The sequence below is a fragment of the Microbispora bryophytorum genome, from assembly GCF_006874465.1.
Lineage (GTDB): Bacteria > Actinomycetota > Actinomycetes > Streptosporangiales > Streptosporangiaceae > Microbispora > Microbispora bryophytorum.
In genome coordinates, this window is record NZ_VIRL01000014.1 from 187,589 (window position 1) to 203,018 (window position 15,430).

General features: G+C 71.6%; 17 protein-coding genes. 7 read left to right on the plus strand and 10 right to left on the minus strand.

The window, feature by feature from the left end; genetic code table 11:
• Positions 1-9 precede the first annotated feature (9 nt).
• Genes FLX07_RS24080 through FLX07_RS24090 form a run of 3 tightly spaced genes read left to right on the plus strand, consistent with a single transcriptional unit; the run spans position 10 to position 2,816 of the window.
• Positions 10-1,065, plus strand: coding sequence for a small ribosomal subunit Rsm22 family protein (locus FLX07_RS24080; protein ID WP_142573605.1), 1,056 nt, complete (start codon positions 10-12; stop codon positions 1,063-1,065).
• Between the two features lie 52 nt (positions 1,066-1,117).
• On the plus strand, positions 1,118-2,467 hold the full coding sequence (locus FLX07_RS24085; RefSeq protein ID WP_208762356.1) for a PP2C family protein-serine/threonine phosphatase: 1,350 nt from the start codon (positions 1,118-1,120) through the stop codon (positions 2,465-2,467).
• Complete coding sequence (locus FLX07_RS24090; protein WP_229689493.1) at positions 2,457-2,816, plus strand: STAS domain-containing protein; 360 nt, start codon at positions 2,457-2,459, stop codon at positions 2,814-2,816. The genes FLX07_RS24085 and FLX07_RS24090 overlap by 11 nt, the downstream gene beginning before the upstream one ends.
• Positions 2,817-2,842: 26 nt before the next feature.
• Here FLX07_RS24090 and FLX07_RS24095 read toward each other — a convergent pair whose 3' ends face one another.
• The 7 genes from FLX07_RS24095 to FLX07_RS24125 form a co-directional block, all read right to left on the minus strand.
• The gene (locus FLX07_RS24095; RefSeq protein WP_142573607.1) at positions 2,843-3,184 is read right to left on the minus strand and encodes a hypothetical protein; all 342 of its coding nucleotides are present in this window, start codon (positions 3,182-3,184) and stop codon (positions 2,843-2,845) included.
• Positions 3,185-3,300: 116 nt separating this feature from the next.
• A complete protein-coding gene (locus FLX07_RS24100) occupies positions 3,301-3,681 on the minus strand; it encodes a hypothetical protein (protein ID WP_142573609.1) in 381 nt (126 codons plus the stop codon).
• 104 nt (positions 3,682-3,785) lie between these two features.
• Positions 3,786-4,202: a hypothetical protein gene (locus FLX07_RS24105; RefSeq protein ID WP_142573611.1), complete on the minus strand. Its 417-nt coding sequence runs from the start codon at positions 4,200-4,202 to the stop codon at positions 3,786-3,788.
• Positions 4,202-4,597, minus strand: a complete 396-nt coding sequence (locus FLX07_RS24110) for a hypothetical protein (protein WP_142573613.1) — start codon at positions 4,595-4,597, stop codon at positions 4,202-4,204. Before FLX07_RS24110 ends, FLX07_RS24105 begins: the two co-directional genes overlap by 1 nt.
• Before the next feature lie 205 nt (positions 4,598-4,802).
• Entirely contained in the window at positions 4,803-5,705 is a 903-nt protein-coding gene (locus tag FLX07_RS24115; protein ID WP_142573615.1) for a carbohydrate ABC transporter permease, read from the minus strand.
• Positions 5,706-5,707: 2 nt separating this feature from the next.
• The gene (locus FLX07_RS24120; RefSeq protein ID WP_142573616.1) at positions 5,708-6,622 is read right to left on the minus strand and encodes a carbohydrate ABC transporter permease; all 915 of its coding nucleotides are present in this window, start codon (positions 6,620-6,622) and stop codon (positions 5,708-5,710) included.
• 2 nt (positions 6,623-6,624) lie between these two features.
• Positions 6,625-7,989 (minus strand): extracellular solute-binding protein, encoded by a 1,365-nt coding sequence (locus FLX07_RS24125; protein ID WP_229689494.1) that lies wholly within the window; start codon positions 7,987-7,989, stop codon positions 6,625-6,627.
• A gap of 341 nt (positions 7,990-8,330) precedes the next feature.
• On the opposite strand from FLX07_RS24125, the gene FLX07_RS24130 reads away from it, so the two are divergent.
• The 4 genes from FLX07_RS24130 (at position 8,331) to FLX07_RS24145 (ending at position 13,297) form a co-directional block, all read left to right on the plus strand.
• Positions 8,331-10,766: a beta-xylosidase/alpha-l-arabinosidase gene (locus FLX07_RS24130; protein WP_142573618.1), complete on the plus strand. Its 2,436-nt coding sequence runs from the start codon at positions 8,331-8,333 to the stop codon at positions 10,764-10,766.
• Positions 10,750-11,772 (plus strand): LacI family DNA-binding transcriptional regulator, encoded by a 1,023-nt coding sequence (locus FLX07_RS24135; protein WP_142573620.1) that lies wholly within the window; start codon positions 10,750-10,752, stop codon positions 11,770-11,772. Before FLX07_RS24130 ends, FLX07_RS24135 begins: the two co-directional genes overlap by 17 nt.
• Before the next feature lie 112 nt (positions 11,773-11,884).
• Positions 11,885-12,202, plus strand: a complete 318-nt coding sequence (locus tag FLX07_RS24140; RefSeq protein ID WP_142573622.1) for a hypothetical protein — start codon at positions 11,885-11,887, stop codon at positions 12,200-12,202.
• A 114-nt stretch (positions 12,203-12,316) separates the two neighbouring features.
• On the plus strand, positions 12,317-13,297 hold the full coding sequence (locus FLX07_RS24145) for an AraC family transcriptional regulator (protein WP_142573624.1): 981 nt from the start codon (positions 12,317-12,319) through the stop codon (positions 13,295-13,297).
• Between the two features lie 18 nt (positions 13,298-13,315).
• Here FLX07_RS24145 and FLX07_RS24150 read toward each other — a convergent pair whose 3' ends face one another.
• From FLX07_RS24150 to FLX07_RS24160, 3 genes are all read right to left on the minus strand, one after another.
• Positions 13,316-13,777, minus strand: a complete 462-nt coding sequence (locus FLX07_RS24150) for an ATP-binding protein (RefSeq protein WP_208762357.1) — start codon at positions 13,775-13,777, stop codon at positions 13,316-13,318.
• Between the two features lie 334 nt (positions 13,778-14,111).
• Positions 14,112-14,510: a MerR family transcriptional regulator gene (locus tag FLX07_RS24155; protein WP_142573626.1), complete on the minus strand. Its 399-nt coding sequence runs from the start codon at positions 14,508-14,510 to the stop codon at positions 14,112-14,114.
• A 379-nt stretch (positions 14,511-14,889) separates the two neighbouring features.
• Positions 14,890-15,117, minus strand: coding sequence for a hypothetical protein (locus FLX07_RS24160; protein WP_142573628.1), 228 nt, complete (start codon positions 15,115-15,117; stop codon positions 14,890-14,892).
• Between the last annotated feature and the right edge of the window lie 313 nt (positions 15,118-15,430).

Below are 15,430 nucleotides of genomic sequence, written 5' to 3' on the forward strand. Positions count from 1 at the left end.
CGGGGCATCATGAACGCCGTGTCCACCCTGCCCGATGACCTGGACGACGCGCTGGAAGCGTCGCTCGGACGCTTCCCGGCGGCCGAGCTGACGCGAAGCGTGCAGACGCTCATCCGGCAGTACCGGGAGGGCTTCGACCGGAGCGTGCCCGCGCTGAGCTCGGAGGTCGCGGTCGCCGCGTACGCCGGATACCGCATGCCGGCGACCTACAGCGCCGTGCGCGCGGCGCTGCGCCAGGTCGCCCTGTTCGCCCCCGGTTTCGCGCCGCGTACGCAGGTCGACGTGGGCGGCGGCACGGGCAGCGCGCTGTGGGCCGCGAGCGCGGTCTGGCCGACGCTGCGCACGGTCACCGTCCTGGAGCAGTCCCCCTCCGCCATCGCCTTCGGGCAGCGGCTGGCCGGTCACGCCCCCGCGGCGGCCGTACGGGAGGCGCGCTGGCAGCGGGCGTTCGTCGACCGGAGCACGCCCGCGCCGGTGGCCGACCTGGTCACGATGTCCTACGTGCTCGGCGAGCTGTCGCCCGCCGTCCAGGAGGACGTGGTCGGGTCTCTGGCGTCGGAGACGGCCCGCGCCGCCGGCATGCTAGTGATCGTCGAGCCCGGCACGCCCGCCGGCTACGCCCGGATCGCGGCGGCCCGGCAGCTCCTGACGAAGTCGGGCCTGCACCTGGTCGCCCCCTGCCCGCACGACGGACAGTGCCCGATCCGCCCGGACCAGGACTGGTGTCACTTCGCGGTCCGCCTCAGCCGGACCGCCCTGCACCGGCGGATCAAGGACGGCACGCTGAGCTTCGAGGACGAGAAGTTCTCCTACATCGCGGCGTCGGCCCGGCCGTGGCCGCGAGCGGAGAGCCGGATCCTGCGCCACCCCCTCAAGCGCAAGGGACTGGTGACGCTGCGCCTGTGCACGGCCGAGGACGGGCTGGCCGACCGCGCGGTCTCCAAGCGCCAGGGCGAGACCTACCGCGAGGCGCGCGACGTCGTCTGGGGCGACGCCTGGCCGCCACCCGCCAATGAGTCACCGAGTCCGGCAGGCCAGGAAGGAGACAGTTCAACGATTTCGTAGGATAGGGCAAATCATTCACCGGCCAGGCGGGCCCGCCCAAGGCCCCGGCCCGGTGCGACGGAAGGAGCTCACGGTCAGCACCGTCGACGCGCCAGGCAGGCTGATGCCGCTCACCTCCGCCCCGGAGGCGAGCCGTCTCGCGGCCGTGCGCCGCTACGCGGCCCTGGAGACCGCCTCCGGCGCCGCGCTCGACCGGGTGGCCGGCCTGGCCGCGCGGATCTTCCACGCTCCCTTCGCCACCGTCACGATCGTCGGCGACGACACGGTCCATGCCATCGCCGCGCACGGGCTGCCCCCGCGCCGCGGGCTCGTCGAGAGCCTGTGCGCCGCGGCCGTACGGCACGGCGGTCCGTACGTCGTCCACGACGCGCTGCTGGACCCTCAGGCGGCCGGCGACCCGGCGGTGCGCGGTGAGCCGGGCATCCGTTTCTTCGCCGCCGCGCTGATCACGACGCCGGACGGCGAGGCGCTGGGCAGCGTCAACGTCATGGACGTCCGCCCCCGTGAGGCCGGCGACGAGGAGCTGGACTGCCTGCGGGACCTGGCCGGCCTCGTCATGGACGAACTCGAGGTGCGGCTGGCCACGCACCGTACGGTCGAGATCGAGAGGGAGTTGCGCGCGGGCGCCGAGCGGCTGGCCCGCACTCTGCAGCGCACCCTGCTCCCGCCGGTGTTGCCCCGGGTGCCGGGACTGCGCGCGGCCGCCGCCTATCACCCCGTCTCGGCCGACGAGGTGGGTGGCGACTTCTACGACCTGTTCCCCCTCGACGGCGACCGGTGGGGGTTCTTCCTCGGCGACGTCTGCGGCAAGGGCGCCGACGCCGCCGCGCTGACGTCGCTGGTCCGCTACACCCTGCGCGCCGCGGCGGTCTACGACGCCGACCCGCACGCGGTGCTGGCCAATCTCGACGCGGTCCTGCAACAGGAGCACGCGGGCGGCGAGGCCCCGGTGCCGTACTGCACGGCGGTCTTCGGCGTCCTGCAGCCCGACGATGACGGGTTCGGCGTCACGCTCGCCACCGGGGGCCATCCCCCGGCGCTGGCGGTGCGGGCGAACGGCCTCGTCGAGCCGATCCACCCGGCCGGGGGTCAGCTGATCGGCATCCTGCGCGATCCCCACTTCGCCCAGGTGAGCGCGCGTCTGAACGCCGGCGACGCGCTGCTGCTCTACACCGACGGCCTCACCGAGGCGCGGACGCCGACCGGCTCGATGCTCGACGAAGACGGACTGACCGCCTACCTCGCCGCCGCCAGGCCCACAAGCGCCGACGCCCTCCTCACCACCGTGCACGACCTGATCACGGCCCTGGGCAAGGGGGTCTCGGACGACACCGCGATCCTCGCCCTCTCCGTCCCGCCCGCCACTCGAACGCCGTCCTCCGGGAGTCTCGGTGCAGCATGACAACGGTCTGACCGTCAGCCTCCAGCCGCATACCTCCGGGCCGCACCTGCTCGTCGTGGCCGGTGACCTGGATCATCACACGACTCCACGCCTGCGGGCGGCCCTGGAGGAGGTGAAGTTCGGTCCGGACGCCGACCTGGTGATCGACCTGTCCGGCCTGACCTTCTGCGACTCCACGGGTATCGCCACGCTGGTCGCGGCCCACCAGCGCGCCGCCGACGCGGGCGCCGCCCTGTTCCTGGCCGGCCTGGACGCCGACATCGCCCGCGTCTTCCAGATCATGGGCCTGGACCAGCTGCTCTCCTTCTACGACAGCCCGGAAGAGGCCGTACGCGCGCTGAGTGAATGACGCTGAGTGAGTGGGGCGGGTGAGGGCTACAGGGGCGCCGCGACGGCGACCGCGATGTTCTGCCTGATGTCGCAGTGGCTGGTCCGGCGGCAGAAACCGTCGGCCACGCTGGTCGCTCCGCCCGCGGTGCTGGCCGCGGTGTGCTGGTGACCGCGATTGCGCGTGGGACTGCGCAGATAGACGATGTTCCGGTTGCGGGTGCCGTTGCCGACGGACGCCGGGCCGTCTCCGTCCCCCCGCCCGGCCCGCGCGTGCGCGGGAGCGGTGAGGAGGACCTGCGCGGCGGCGGCCGCGACCGCGACGAGGACGAGGACGAGGACGACGGCGAACGGCGGGACACGCCGAGATGCACCGCAGGAATGAAGCATCCGCCACCACCCGTTCGAAGCCCGGTCACTCGAAGCCTCGTCACACGGTAGCCTCCGCCGGGGTCCGGCCGATGTCTTCGACGCGCCGGGTCCCGCCACGTTCCCGGCGCGGCGCGTCAGCGCCCGTTGATCACAGTGCCGCTCGTCCGGGGAGAGCTCTGGTTGCGGCCCCGGAGATTCTGGGAGCCCCTGCAGCCGGGCCGGCGCAGGCAGTTGGAGGCCTGGGTGTTCACCGAGGCGTCCACGCCCGTGACGACCTGCTGGGCGCCCGACATGTTCCGCTGGCTGCCGACGAGCAGGGAGTTGAGGTTGTTCTGGCCGTTGTTGATCACATACCTGGAGTTGGCGCCGTTTCCGTCGCCGCCGCCCCGGCTCGTCGCCGCGTCCGCGCTCGCGGGGGCGAGCGCGAGGCCGGCGCTCGTGAGCGTCAGCGCGGTCAGCGCCAGCAGTCGCGCCGCCGGGCCGGTGAGCGCGTGCCGCCCCCTGTGACGAGCCATGTTCCCCCGCGCCTTCCCCGTCGTCCGTAAAGGAGATCCGCTCGTACGGACCTTCCGGGCATCTACCCCGGGCAGCCGCGCCGGTCACGGCCGCTGGACGAGGATTAGGACCTCCCAGCGGAACGATCTCCGTTGGGCTCTGGTCGCGGGCCGGCCGTGGAGGCCCGGCCTCCGGACGACGATCCGCTGTGCCGCCGGGGTCGCGCCTCCGGAAGGCGGACCACGTCGCTCTGCCGGTCCGACGCGCGCACCCGCTGGGTCAGGTCGCAGAGCCGGGACCACCGGCGGCACATGATGCTCTGCGCGTTGGCCAGGCCGCCGACGCCGATCGTGTTCTGCTGGATGCCGGTCCCGCTTCGCGCGCTGCCCACCGTCAGCTGACTGACGTTGCGGACCCCGTTGCCGAGGCGGACGGTGGCGCTGTTGCCGTTGCGGTCGCCGTTCCCGGTGGCGGAGGAGGGTGAGGCGGCGAGCGCCGCCGTCGCGATCGCGACCGCCGCCAGGGCGAGACCGTCGCGCATCAGCGGTTCACCGCCCGCGCCCGGTTTCGTCGCTCGGTCTCATCGCCCGAGGGACTGTGCGCCCGGGGACTGTGCGCGCGGACGTTCTGCGACAGCGCGCAGAGCCGGCCGCGCGGCCTGCACAGTCCGCCCTGCACGCTGCTGAGCCCGCCCACTTCCGCCGAGAACTGGTGGAGGGCGCCGCGCAGGTGTGTGCTGCCCATCGCCACCAGGTTGCGGTTGGCCGAGCCGTTTCCCACGCGTACGGCGGAGCGGTTCCCGTTGCCGTCACCGGCCGCCGCCGCGCCCGCGGGCGCCACCAGAGGCAGTGACAGGGCCAGTGCGAGGGCGAGCGCCGTCGCGGGCCGTCGCGGCAGGGAGCCGGGGAATGCCCTGAGGGTGTGAGTGATCGGCATCGAGGTGGCTGTACCCCGCCCGCCGGTTCGCGTCCCGCCCCCGGCGGAAACCGGGCCGGATCATGCCCCGATCGACGAACGGCCGCCCCTTGGGTGAAGGGACGGCCGCTCGGCGGTTATCGGCGGGTCACCTCGTACGTCCGCGGGAGCGACCGGATGCCGCCCCTGATCGGCGCCCGGTCCGCCTCGCCGGCAGACGGCCGAGCTACTTGCCGAAACCGGCGGTCAGGCCGCTGAGCAGCTGACGGCGGCCGACCGTGTAGAGGATCAGAATCGGCAGGATGGTCAGCACGACGGAGGCCAGCACAGCGGGCACGTTCACGCCGTAAGGCCCGCCCTGGAACGCCGCCAGCGCCAGCGGGAGCGTGCGCTTGTCGGGGCTCTGGGTGAGGATCAGCGGCAGCAGGAACCCGTTCCAGACCTGCAATGCGTTGTAGATCGACACCGTCACCACGGCCGGCCGCGTGAGCGGGAAGGCCAGGCCCCACAGGGTCTTCCACTCGGACGCGCCGTCCAGCCGCATCGACTCGAACAGTTCCTTCGGCACGTCCCTGATGAAGTTGGACAGCACCAGCACCGACAGGGGGATCGCGAAGGCGATCGACGGCAGGATCAGCGCCGTCAGCGAGTCGTAGAGCTGCATCTTGATGATCAGCAGGTAGACGGGGATGACCGTCGCCTGCAGGGGGATGGCCAGGCCCATGAGGAACAGCGAGTTGACCCCGCGCAGGAAGCGGTTGGCGCCGCTGCTCCGGACGATCGCGTACGCCGCCATGAACGAGAACAGCACCGACGGGATCACCGTGCCGATGGCGACGATGAGGCTGTTCAGGAAGTACAGCGGGAAGTCCATCTCGATCACGAGCCGGTAGTTGTCCAGCGTCGGATCACCGGGCGGCACGAACGGGTTGGTCAAGTAGTAGTTGGACTGCGTCTTGAGACTGGTGATCACGATCCAGTAGATCGGGATGAGCACCACGGCCAGCCAGAGCCAGCTCACCAGCCCACCCAGCCAGTTCGGACGCTGCCGGCTCTTCGCCGGATGGCGTCCGTGCGCCCCGGACGTGGCGGGGCGCTTGGCCGCCCTCGATGTGTGGGTCGTGGTCACGGTCAGGCCCCTTCCAACTGACTGGCGTAGGGGTCGCGGCCGCCGATACGGCGTAGCAGCAGCGCCAGAGCGAGGCCCACGAGGACGAGGATGACACCGATCACGCAGGCCGCTCCCATGAGGTTGGCCTGGAAGCCGCGCTTGTACATGTCCAGGGCGAGCGCGCGGGTGGCGTCGCCGGGGCCGCCCTCGGTCAGCACGAAGATCAGGTCGAAGAAGGTCAGGGAGCCGACGAGCATCAGTGTCGAGGACGTGATGATCGTGTACTTGAGCTGCGGCAGCGTGATGCTGAAGAACATGCGCACCCGTCCCGCGCCGTCCAGTTCCGCGGCCTCGTAGAGCGAACGCGGGATCTGCCGTACGCCGCCCTGGTAGAGGAGCGAGTGGAACGGGATGTACTGCCACGACACCACGAAGATCACGACGCCGAAGGCGAGGCCCGGCTCGCCGAGCCAGTCCTGGGTGAGGAAGTCGAGGCCCAGCCCGGCGCCGATCCCGAAGTTCGGGTCGAGCAGCGCCTTGAAGGTGATCGCGATGGCCGCGGAGCTGAGCAGCAGCGGGATGAAGTACAGCACCGCGAGCAGTTCGCGGTAGCGCTGGTGGCCCGCCAGGAACACCCCGATCAGGATGCTGGCCGGGGTCTGGAAGCCCCAGGAGAGCAGCATGATCAGGAACGTCACCCACAGCGCGTGGGGCAGGCCGGGGTCGGTGAGCACCTGCCGCCAGCTTTCGAGCCCGGTCAGCTGGATCTCGCCCAGGGTGTCCCAGGACGTGAAGCTGAGCAGCAGGACCCCGATCAGCGGAATCAGCGCGAAGACGGCGAAGGCCACCAGGGCCGGCAGCGCCAGCCAGGGCAGGACGCCGCCGCCGCGCGACGCGGCGGCGGACGACGTCCTTCGAGCGGTGATGGCGGACATGCTTACTTACCGATAACCGCGTTCATGTTCGTGGCGAACTGCTGGGGCGAGATCGACATCTGGAACAGCTTGGCGATGTTGTCCAGCAGCACCTCGGCCGCGGTCGGGCTGAGCGCCTGGTCCCACGACTGGGCGAACACCTTGGCGTTGCTGGAGACGCCGTAGATGAAGTTCAGGAACTCGGCGTCCTTGGAGCCGGCGAACAGGCTGTCGGAGCCCTTGACGATCGGCACGCCACCGGTGCCGACCCAGTCCTTCTGCTCCTGGTCGTCGAGCACGCCGGTGGCGAAGAACTTCTTGGCGATCTCCTTCTGCTCCGGCGTCGCCTTCGAGGAGATCGACAGGTACTGGCCGGGGTTGCCGACGGTGCTGGTCGGGTCGCCCTTGCCTCCGTCGACCCCCGGGAAGTTCATCCAGCCGAGGCCGCCGCTGGAGACGATGTCGCCACCCTGCTCCTGCTGGATGCCGTACGACCAGCTGCCGTGCAGCATCATCGCGGCCTTACCGGTGTAGAGCAGCGCCTGGTCGGCGTTGGAGTCGGCGGTGACGGAGGAGAAGCCCTTGATGAAGGCGTTGGCCTTGATCAGCTCCTGCATCTTGGTCAGGGCCTCGATGGCGAGGGGGTTGTTCCAGGCGTCCTTCTCGCCGTCGAAGACGGCCTGGAACACCTCGGGGCCGCCGATGCGGTCGAAGAGGAACTCCAGCCACATCATGTTGGTCCAGCGCGACTGGCCGGCCAGGGAGAACGGCGCGACCCCCGCGTCGTTGAACTTCTTCACCAGGTCGAGGATGTCGCCGTACGACTGCGGCGGCTGGGCCCCGACCTTCTCGAAGACCTTCTTGTTGTAGAACAGGACGATCGGCTGCACGGTCTCGCACGGCATCGCGTAGATCTTGCCGTCGATCGTCGCGGCGCCGAAGGCGCCGGGGAACAGCCGGTCCTTCACGGCGGCGTTCTCGCCGAACCACGAGGTGAGGTCCTCGACCTGGCCGGCCTGCACGTAGCTGCGCAGACCGCCGCCGCCCCAGCCCCAGATGATGGTGGGCGCCTGGTTCGCGCCGATCGCCGTCTTGATCTTCGTCTTGTACGCGTCGTTCTGGATCGTGGTGATCGCGATCTGGCCGTTGGGGTTGGCCTTGTTGAACCGATCCACGGACGCGGTGCGGGGAGCCTCACCGGGCGGGCCCTGGAGGAACCAGTAGGTGGCCTTGCCCCCGCCGCCACCACCACCGGCGGCGCCGCCGCCGCTCGCGCCTCCGCCGGCCGGGGCGGGGCCGGACGTGCCGCAGGCCGCCAACGCGGCACCGAGGGGGAGGCCCATGGAGAGGGCGAGGAAGGTGCGGCGGGATGAGTTCGTGGACTCCACGCTGATCTCCGTACGTCGAACGCCGAGGCTGGCCGCGGCTCGTTGAAAAGTACTCGGACGTGGTGGGGGGCGACGTGGATCGGCACCCCGGTGCCACTGTCCACTCCTTCTTGAAGTCAGCTCGTTTCGAAATATTTCGACACAAGCCGCGTGGCACGCCAATCTAGATTTGCGGTACGTCACTGTCAAGAGCGCTCTCACGAGTTCCCCAGCTCATCGTGATGCGTGTGTAAAGTACCGACGAACAGGCGTCACGCCTGGTGATCATGGTTGGCCTGAAGATTGCCGACAGAACCGACCGCGATGCCGAAAAGTTTCGAAACCTTTTTTGAGGAGACCAAATGACGGCCCCAGATCGGACGCACGCGGCGGACGGGACGCTCCGGGCATGGCAGGACCCGGCACTCCCCGTGGCCGACCGGGTCGAGGCGCTCCTCGCCGAGATGACCCTTGAGGAGAAGGTCGGCCAGCTCGGCAGCCGGTGGTTGGGCAACGACATGCAGGCTCCCGAGGAGGCGGAGCCGGAGAACGCGCTCAATGTGGCCCCCATGCAGGATGTGTTCGCCGCCTCCGGCACGGTGCCCATCGAGGAGGCCGTACGCGATGGGCTCGGCCACCTGACGCGGGTGTTCGGCAGTGCCCCGGTGACGGCCGTGGAGGGCGCGGCGGACGTGGTGCGGCTGCAGCGCGAGGTGGTGAAGCAGTCCCGGCTCGGCATCCCGGCACTGGTCCACGAGGAGTGCCTGACCGGTTTCACCACCTACGGCGCGACCGTCTACCCGGCGGCCATCGCCTGGGGCGCGACCTTCGACCCCGAGCTGGTGGAGCGGATGGCCGCCGCCATCGGCAGGGACATGCGGGCCGTGGGCGCCCACCAGGGCCTGTCGCCGGTGCTGGACGTGGTGCGCGACTACCGGTGGGGCCGGGTCGAGGAGACCCTGGGCGAGGACCCGTACCTCGTCGCGATGCTCGGCGCGGCCTACGTGCGCGGCCTGGAGAAGGCCGGGGTCATCGCCACGCTCAAGCACTTCGCCGGCTACTCCGCCTCGCGGGCGGCCCGCAACCACGGCCCGGTCCCCATGGGCCGCCGCGAGCTGATGGACATGATCCTGCCGACGTTCGAGACCGCCATCGCCGAGGGCGGCGCGCGCTCGGTCATGAACTCCTACTCGGACGTGGACGGCGTGCCCGCCGCCGCCGACCCCTGGCTGCTGACCGAGGTGCTGCGCGACGAGTGGGGGTTCACCGGCACGGTCGTGTCGGACTACTGGGCGATCGCGTTCCTCGCGAAGATGCACCAGGTCGCCGCGGACCACGAAGAGGCCGGGGTGCTCGCGCTGACCGCGGGCATCGACGTCGAGCTGCCCGACACGCTCGGCTTCGGCCGGCACCTGGTCGAGCGGGTGCGGCGGGGCGAGCTGCCCGAGGACCTGGTGGACCGGGCCGCGCGCCGCCTGCTCACCCAGAAGGTGCAGCTCGGGCTGCTCGACCCGGACTGGACGCCGGAGGGGTCGGTGGCCGGCGCGGACACCGTGGACCTCGACTCGCCGGACAACCGGGCGCTGGCCCGGGAGCTGGCCGAGCGGTCGATCGTGCTGCTCGACGCGGGCGACGCGCTGCCGTTGCTCGGGGAGGGGCGCCCGGGGCCGCGCCGGGTCGCCGTGGTCGGGCCCTGCGCCGACGACCCGCGCACGTTCATGGGCTGCTACGCCTTCCCCAACCACGTGCTGCCCCGCCACCCGAACCTCGGGCTCGGCGTGGAGGCGCCCAGCCTGCTCGACGCGCTGCGCGCCGAGCTGCCGGACGCCGAGATCGTCCACGAGCGGGGCTGCGACTGGCGAGACGAGGACCGGTCCGGCTTCGCCGCCGCGCTCGCGGCCGCCCGCGAGTCCGACCTGTGCGTGGCCGTCGTCGGCGACCTCGCCGGGCTGTTCGGGCAGGGCACCTCCGGCGAGGGCTGCGACGCCGAGGACCTGCGGCTGCCGGGGACGCAGGAGGACCTGCTGGTCGAGCTGGCCGCCACCGGCACGCCGGTCGTGGTGGTCGTGGTGTCGGGCCGGCCGTACGCGCTGGGGCGGGTGCGCGAGGGCGCCGCCGCGATCGTGCAGGCGTTCATGCCGGGTGAGGAGGGCGGGGCGGCCATCGCGGGCGTCCTGTCCGGACGGGTGCAGCCCAGCGGGAAGCTGCCGGTGCAGATCCCGCGGACGCCGGGCGGGCAGCCGGGGACCTACCTGCAGCCGCCGCTGGGCTCCGACAGCCACGGGATCAGCAACCTCGACCCGACGCCGCTGTTCCCGTTCGGCTACGGCGCGTCCTACACCGCCTTCGAGGTCGGCGACCTGGAGATCAGCGACTCCGAGGTCTCCACCGACGGGGAGTTCACCGTGTCGGTCCGCGTGCGCAACACCGGCGGCCGGGCGGGCGAGGAGGTCGTCCAGCTCTACCTGCACGACGTGCTGGCGCAGGTGACCAGGCCGGTGCGGCAGCTCGCCGGGTTCGCCCGGGTGCGGCTGGAGCCCGGCGAGAGCGCGCGGGCGACCTTCGTCGTGCACGCGGACAGGACCGCCTTCACCGGCCGCGACCTGCGGCGGATCGTCGAGCCCGGAGACGTCGACGTCTTCGTGGGCACCTCCGCGTCGGACCTGCCGTGCCAGGGCCGCGTACGGCTGACCGGCCCGCTGCGCCACGTCGGCCACGACCGGCGGCTGGTCACTCCCGTGGAGGTGCGATCGGCGGCGGGTCCCGATCAGGGAGGAACAGATGCCGCCCAGTCGTAGGCGGGCCACCCTCGCCACGGTCGCGGCCTCGGCGGGCGTGTCGGTCGCGACCGTGTCGAAGGTGCTCAACGGCCGCAGCGACGTCGCGCCGGAGACTCGTTCCCTGGTGCTGTCGCTGCTGGAGCAGCACGACTACGTCGCGCCGCCGCAGCGCCGGGGCGAGGTGGCGCCGGACACGATCGAGGTGGAGTTCGACGCGGACCTCAACGCGTACTCCACCGAGATCGTCCAGGGTGCGGTGCAGGCCGGGGCCGACCTCGACGTGGCGGTCGTGGTGAGCATCCGGCGCAACGCCGACCGCACCGCGGGGTGGGCGCGCGAGCTGGTCGCGGCCGGACGGCGGGCGCTGGTCGCCGTCACCGGCGAACTGACCTCCGGGCAGCTCGCCGCGCTGTCACGGGCGCGGCTGCCCCTGGTCGTGATCGACCCGCTGAACCTGCCGCGGGCCCGGGTGACCAGCGTCGGCTCGACGAACTTCGCCGGTGGCCTGGCCGCGACGCAGCACCTGCTCGGGCTGGGGCACCGGCGCGTCGCCTATCTGGGCGGCCCGGCCACCGCGACCTGCAACCAGGCCCGGCTGCACGGGTACCGGGCCGCCATGGAGGCAGGGGACGCGTCCGTCCTGCCCGGCTACGTGCGGACCGGGCACTTCCACTACCACGACGGAATGACGGGCGGAACGGCCCTGCTCGACCTGCCCGAGGCGCCCTCGGCGATCTTCGCGGGCTGCGACGACATCGCGCTCGGCGTGCTGGAGGCGGCCAGGGCACGGGGGCTGCGCGTGCCCGAGGACCTCAGCATCGTGGGGTTCGACGACACGCAGATCGCCCGGATGGCCTCGCCGCCCCTGACCACCGTGCGGCAGCCGCTGCGGGAGATGGGCGCCGTCGCGGTGCGTACGGCGCTGCGCCTGGCGGCCGGGGAACAGGTCGAGTCCCACCACGTCGAACTCGCGACGGAGCTCGTGGTGCGCGGCTCGACCGCACCGGCGCACACTGGCTGGTGAGGCTCGGGGAAGCAAATCCGCCGAGCGAACGTTGCATGATGCAATAGTCACCGTGCAATAGTCACTGTGCAATGGTCACTGCGCAGTAGCCGCGTGAAAGTTGGTGGTCTCGATGACCGTCCAGGCAAAGGCACTGATCACACTCCTCCCCTCCGACCAGGGCGGCCTGCCGCACGAACTTCCCTCCCGCACCCAGTCGCTGGTGATCTGTGCCTGCACAGGGGAGGAGGACAGCCGGCTGAGCCGACCGTTCCAGGCGGCGATCACGGCGGACGACGAGGAGCCGCTGACCCCCGGAGACCGGCTGCACGTGGTGACTATCGCGACCACCGACGACGACGCGGTCGAGTACCTGCGCCCCGGGGAGCGTTTCCGCCTGTGGTGCGGCCACGACGTCGGCAGCGGGATCGTCTCCCGCCGCCTCATCTGACCGTCCGGCCGGGTCCTCACCGCGGCCGTGTCCCACCCCGGCGGGCGCGCGCGTAGGCTTGTCTCGCGCCCGCCACCTGCGGGAATGGGAGGCCAGCCCGCTGGGGGAGGCGATATGGCCGAACAGTCGCTACCACTCGCCGCGCATCTGCGGCTGCACACACACGACGTTGACGAGGCCCGTGCGCGGGTCGGAAACGAGCTCGGCGACCACGGGCTGCGCCCGGTGAGTTCGGGGATCCACCTCGACGCCCGCTTGAACGGGATGACGTTCGACGGAGTGGGGTTGTACTCGCTCCGTTACGGCACGGAGGTGCTGATCACGCCGCAACCGGTGGACAGCTACCTGCTCGTCGAGATCCCGCTGGCCGGCGCGGCGGAGGTGTCCCACGGCCGTGATCGGATCGTGTCGACGCCCGAACTCGCCTCCGTGCTGTCGCTGACGCGGCCCATGTCCATGCGATGGGCCCCCGGCCACGAGTCGATGATCGTCCGCTTCGACCGGGCGGTGCTCGAAGCCCACCTCGGCAAGCTCCTGGGGCGCACGCCCCGCAGGCCGCTCACCTTCTCGCTCGGGCTGGACCTGACCCGGCCCCCCGCCCGATCGTGGCTCTCGGTCGTCGAGCTGCTCAGGCGAGAGGCGGAGACCGGCGGCGCCATGCTGGAGCAGCCCGTCGCGCTCGGGCAGCTGGAGGGGCTGCTCATGACACAGTTGCTGCTGGCCCAGCCCAGCAACTACAGCGAGGCGCTGTCGGCCGTGCAGCCCCGGGTCGCGCCGACGGCGGTGGAACGGGCGGTGGACGTGATCGAGGCGCGGGCGGCGGAACCGCTCAGCGTGGAGGAGCTCGCCGAGGCGGTGGGCGTCGGCACGCGGGCGCTCCAGGAGGGGTTCCGGCGTCAGCTGGAGACGACGCCCATGAGCTACCTGCGGGAGGTGCGCCTCGAGCGGGTGCGCGCCGAGCTCAGGGTCTGCGATCCGGGCGCCACCACGGTCACCGACGTCGCCTACCGGTGGGGGTTCGTCCATCTGGGGCGGTTCGCCCTTGCCTATCGCCGGCGTTTCGGGGAGTCGCCGTCGGAGACGCTGCGCCGCTGAGCGCGGGCGCGGGGCCGCTCAGCGGGCCGGCAGGTCCGCCCACCACGTGGTCGTGCCACAGGGACGGTGCACGCAGCCGTGCCGGATGGCGAGGGCGTCGACGACGACGGCGCCGCGCCCGCTCTCGTCCGGGGGCGCCGCGGCCCCCGGCCACACCGGTGCCGCTCCGGCGTCGGTGACCTCGACCCGGATGACGTCGTGATCGCCCTCCGAGCGGAGGAGGAGCCGGAACTCGGCCGGCGGCAGGGCGTGGAGCACGGCGTTGGTCACCATCTCGGAGATCACCAGCACGGCCTCCTGCGCGGCGTGCCCGGGCGTTCCCCAGGCCACCAGGACGCCGAGCGCACGGTGTCGCAGGCCGCAGATCTCCTGAGGAGAGTGCGGCACCGGACACGTGTATCCGGAAACGACCGTCTCGGCCGTGCGGGCGCCGGCGCGCTCCATGGTCTGCGAGTTCATCGTGTCGTGCTCCTTCGTCACCAGCCGGCACCTCCATCGGCGAAGCGCCCCCGACGCTTCGTACCGCGGTGCGTCAAACGGTCGGACAGGGCGTCACTTATCGCAGATTAGGCATGCCGCAGGACCGCCTGCTATCCCCAAGGCGAGGGCGGGTATCCGTATAACGAACCATTACCTGACGTCGTGGAGGGTGGCGCGCTCATGGGCCGGACGAGCGAGTAGCCACCCTGACGAGCCTCGCGGTAAAGGCTCTCCCTGCTGCGGTGCGCGCTCCGGTGCCGGGTCGCGTCGGCGCGGAGGTGGCGGGCCGTCCTGCCCAGCCCGGCAGGCCGCTCCCGGGCGCGAGGGAGACGGATCAGCGGGCGGACGTGGTCTTCGGGGCGTTCAGCCGCTGACGCCGGAGCTGCTCGGCGAACTCCCTGGCCATCGCGAGCTGCTCGCGCAGTTTGTCGGCGCGTTCCGCGACCGCCCTCTCGAACAGCTGCAGCCGGGCGAGCAGGCCGGGTTCGTCGTCGTCGCGGGCGAGTCGGTCCGTGATCTCCAGCAGGTCGCGCATCTCCTCCAGCGTGAACCCCAGCGGCTTCATCCGCCTGATCAGTGCCAGGCGCTGCACGTCCTGCTCGCTGTAGAGCCGGAAACCCCCCTGCGTGCGGGCGGGCACGATCAGGCCGACCTCTTCGTAATGGCGGATGGTGCGCAGGGACAGCCCGAGCCGCTCGGCGACCTCGCCGATCTGGGCCAGACCTTCAGGCATCGCTCCGCTCACCTTTCCTACCGCCGTGGTCACCGCCCCCATGCGGGTACCGCCGCCACCCACGGCCTACCCTCACGTACGGGTGGGGTTTCGCGGGACGGCTCCCTGGAACTCTTCGGCGAATACACCTGTCGTCCAGGAGCCCGGCTGGAGGGGAGCACAAGCATAAGGCCCCTGACCCGCCCCGGTGGAAGCCGGCGGCGGCGCCGCTCCCACCGCGACGGCGCGCCCGGCGAGGGGGAAGGCCAGGCGGGCCGTGCGGTGGCGTCGCCTGCGACGGACGAGCACGCGGCGAAGCGGAGTTCCATCACAAGCGGGGCAGACCCTACTCTCACGGCAGGTTATAGGGCAATGACCGCCCGGCGGCCGGCGCTCGCGATCAGTAGGTGCTGGGCTCCGGATCCTCGACGCTCCACATCACCGTGCCGTCCGGCCGGACGCACCGTCGGCGGACCCGGGTGACCAGTTGCGTCGGCAGTTGGAGCGCCGCCACCCAGGACCCGTTCCTGCTCCGTTCGAAACAGATGTTGTCGCCGTTGACGACGACGCGGTCGGCGGTGAGGGTGCGCTGAAACCCGCTGTACATCATGACGCGGTAGACGGACATCGTCCTCCTCTCCACGTGCGGTCTCTCGTGTGGCCGGACCCGCCGCTGAGGAGGCTCCCGCGCGGGCGGGCCCCGGTGGGCGGCGGGGCCGCCCGGACGCCTGGTCTTCCGGCGGTGACGACGCGGGGCGCGGGGACTGGACGTCGCGGGACGGCAGCGCGTCGGCCGGGAGAACCACGTGACCAGCCCTCACCCTACTCTGACGTCAGAGTAGGCGAACCCCGAGGGCGGAGGGGCACAGGGCGGGCGGAGGGGCACAGGGCGGACGGCACACGCCCCCGGCGTTCTCTTCGCGCCAAGCCGGATCACCGGC

What these genes read in the sequence shown, in the direction of transcription:
- FLX07_RS24080 (WP_142573605.1), top strand. Translation starts at nt 10, where the DNA reads ATGAACGCCGTGTCCACCCTGCCCGATGACCTGGACGACGCGCTGGAA.
- FLX07_RS24095 (WP_142573607.1), bottom strand. Translation starts at nt 3,184, where the DNA reads ATGCTTCATTCCTGCGGTGCATCTCGGCGTGTCCCGCCGTTCGCCGTC.
- FLX07_RS24100 (WP_142573609.1), bottom strand. Translation starts at nt 3,681, where the DNA reads ATGGCTCGTCACAGGGGGCGGCACGCGCTCACCGGCCCGGCGGCGCGA.
- FLX07_RS24105 (WP_142573611.1), bottom strand. Translation starts at nt 4,202, where the DNA reads ATGCGCGACGGTCTCGCCCTGGCGGCGGTCGCGATCGCGACGGCGGCG.
- FLX07_RS24110 (WP_142573613.1), bottom strand. Translation starts at nt 4,597, where the DNA reads ATGCCGATCACTCACACCCTCAGGGCATTCCCCGGCTCCCTGCCGCGA.
- FLX07_RS24120 (WP_142573616.1), bottom strand. Translation starts at nt 6,622, where the DNA reads ATGTCCGCCATCACCGCTCGAAGGACGTCGTCCGCCGCCGCGTCGCGC.
- FLX07_RS24130 (WP_142573618.1), top strand. Translation starts at nt 8,331, where the DNA reads ATGACGGCCCCAGATCGGACGCACGCGGCGGACGGGACGCTCCGGGCA.
- FLX07_RS24135 (WP_142573620.1), top strand. Translation starts at nt 10,750, where the DNA reads ATGCCGCCCAGTCGTAGGCGGGCCACCCTCGCCACGGTCGCGGCCTCG.
- FLX07_RS24140 (WP_142573622.1), top strand. Translation starts at nt 11,885, where the DNA reads ATGACCGTCCAGGCAAAGGCACTGATCACACTCCTCCCCTCCGACCAG.
- FLX07_RS24145 (WP_142573624.1), top strand. Translation starts at nt 12,317, where the DNA reads ATGGCCGAACAGTCGCTACCACTCGCCGCGCATCTGCGGCTGCACACA.
- FLX07_RS24155 (WP_142573626.1), bottom strand. Translation starts at nt 14,510, where the DNA reads ATGCCTGAAGGTCTGGCCCAGATCGGCGAGGTCGCCGAGCGGCTCGGG.
- FLX07_RS24160 (WP_142573628.1), bottom strand. Translation starts at nt 15,117, where the DNA reads ATGTCCGTCTACCGCGTCATGATGTACAGCGGGTTTCAGCGCACCCTC.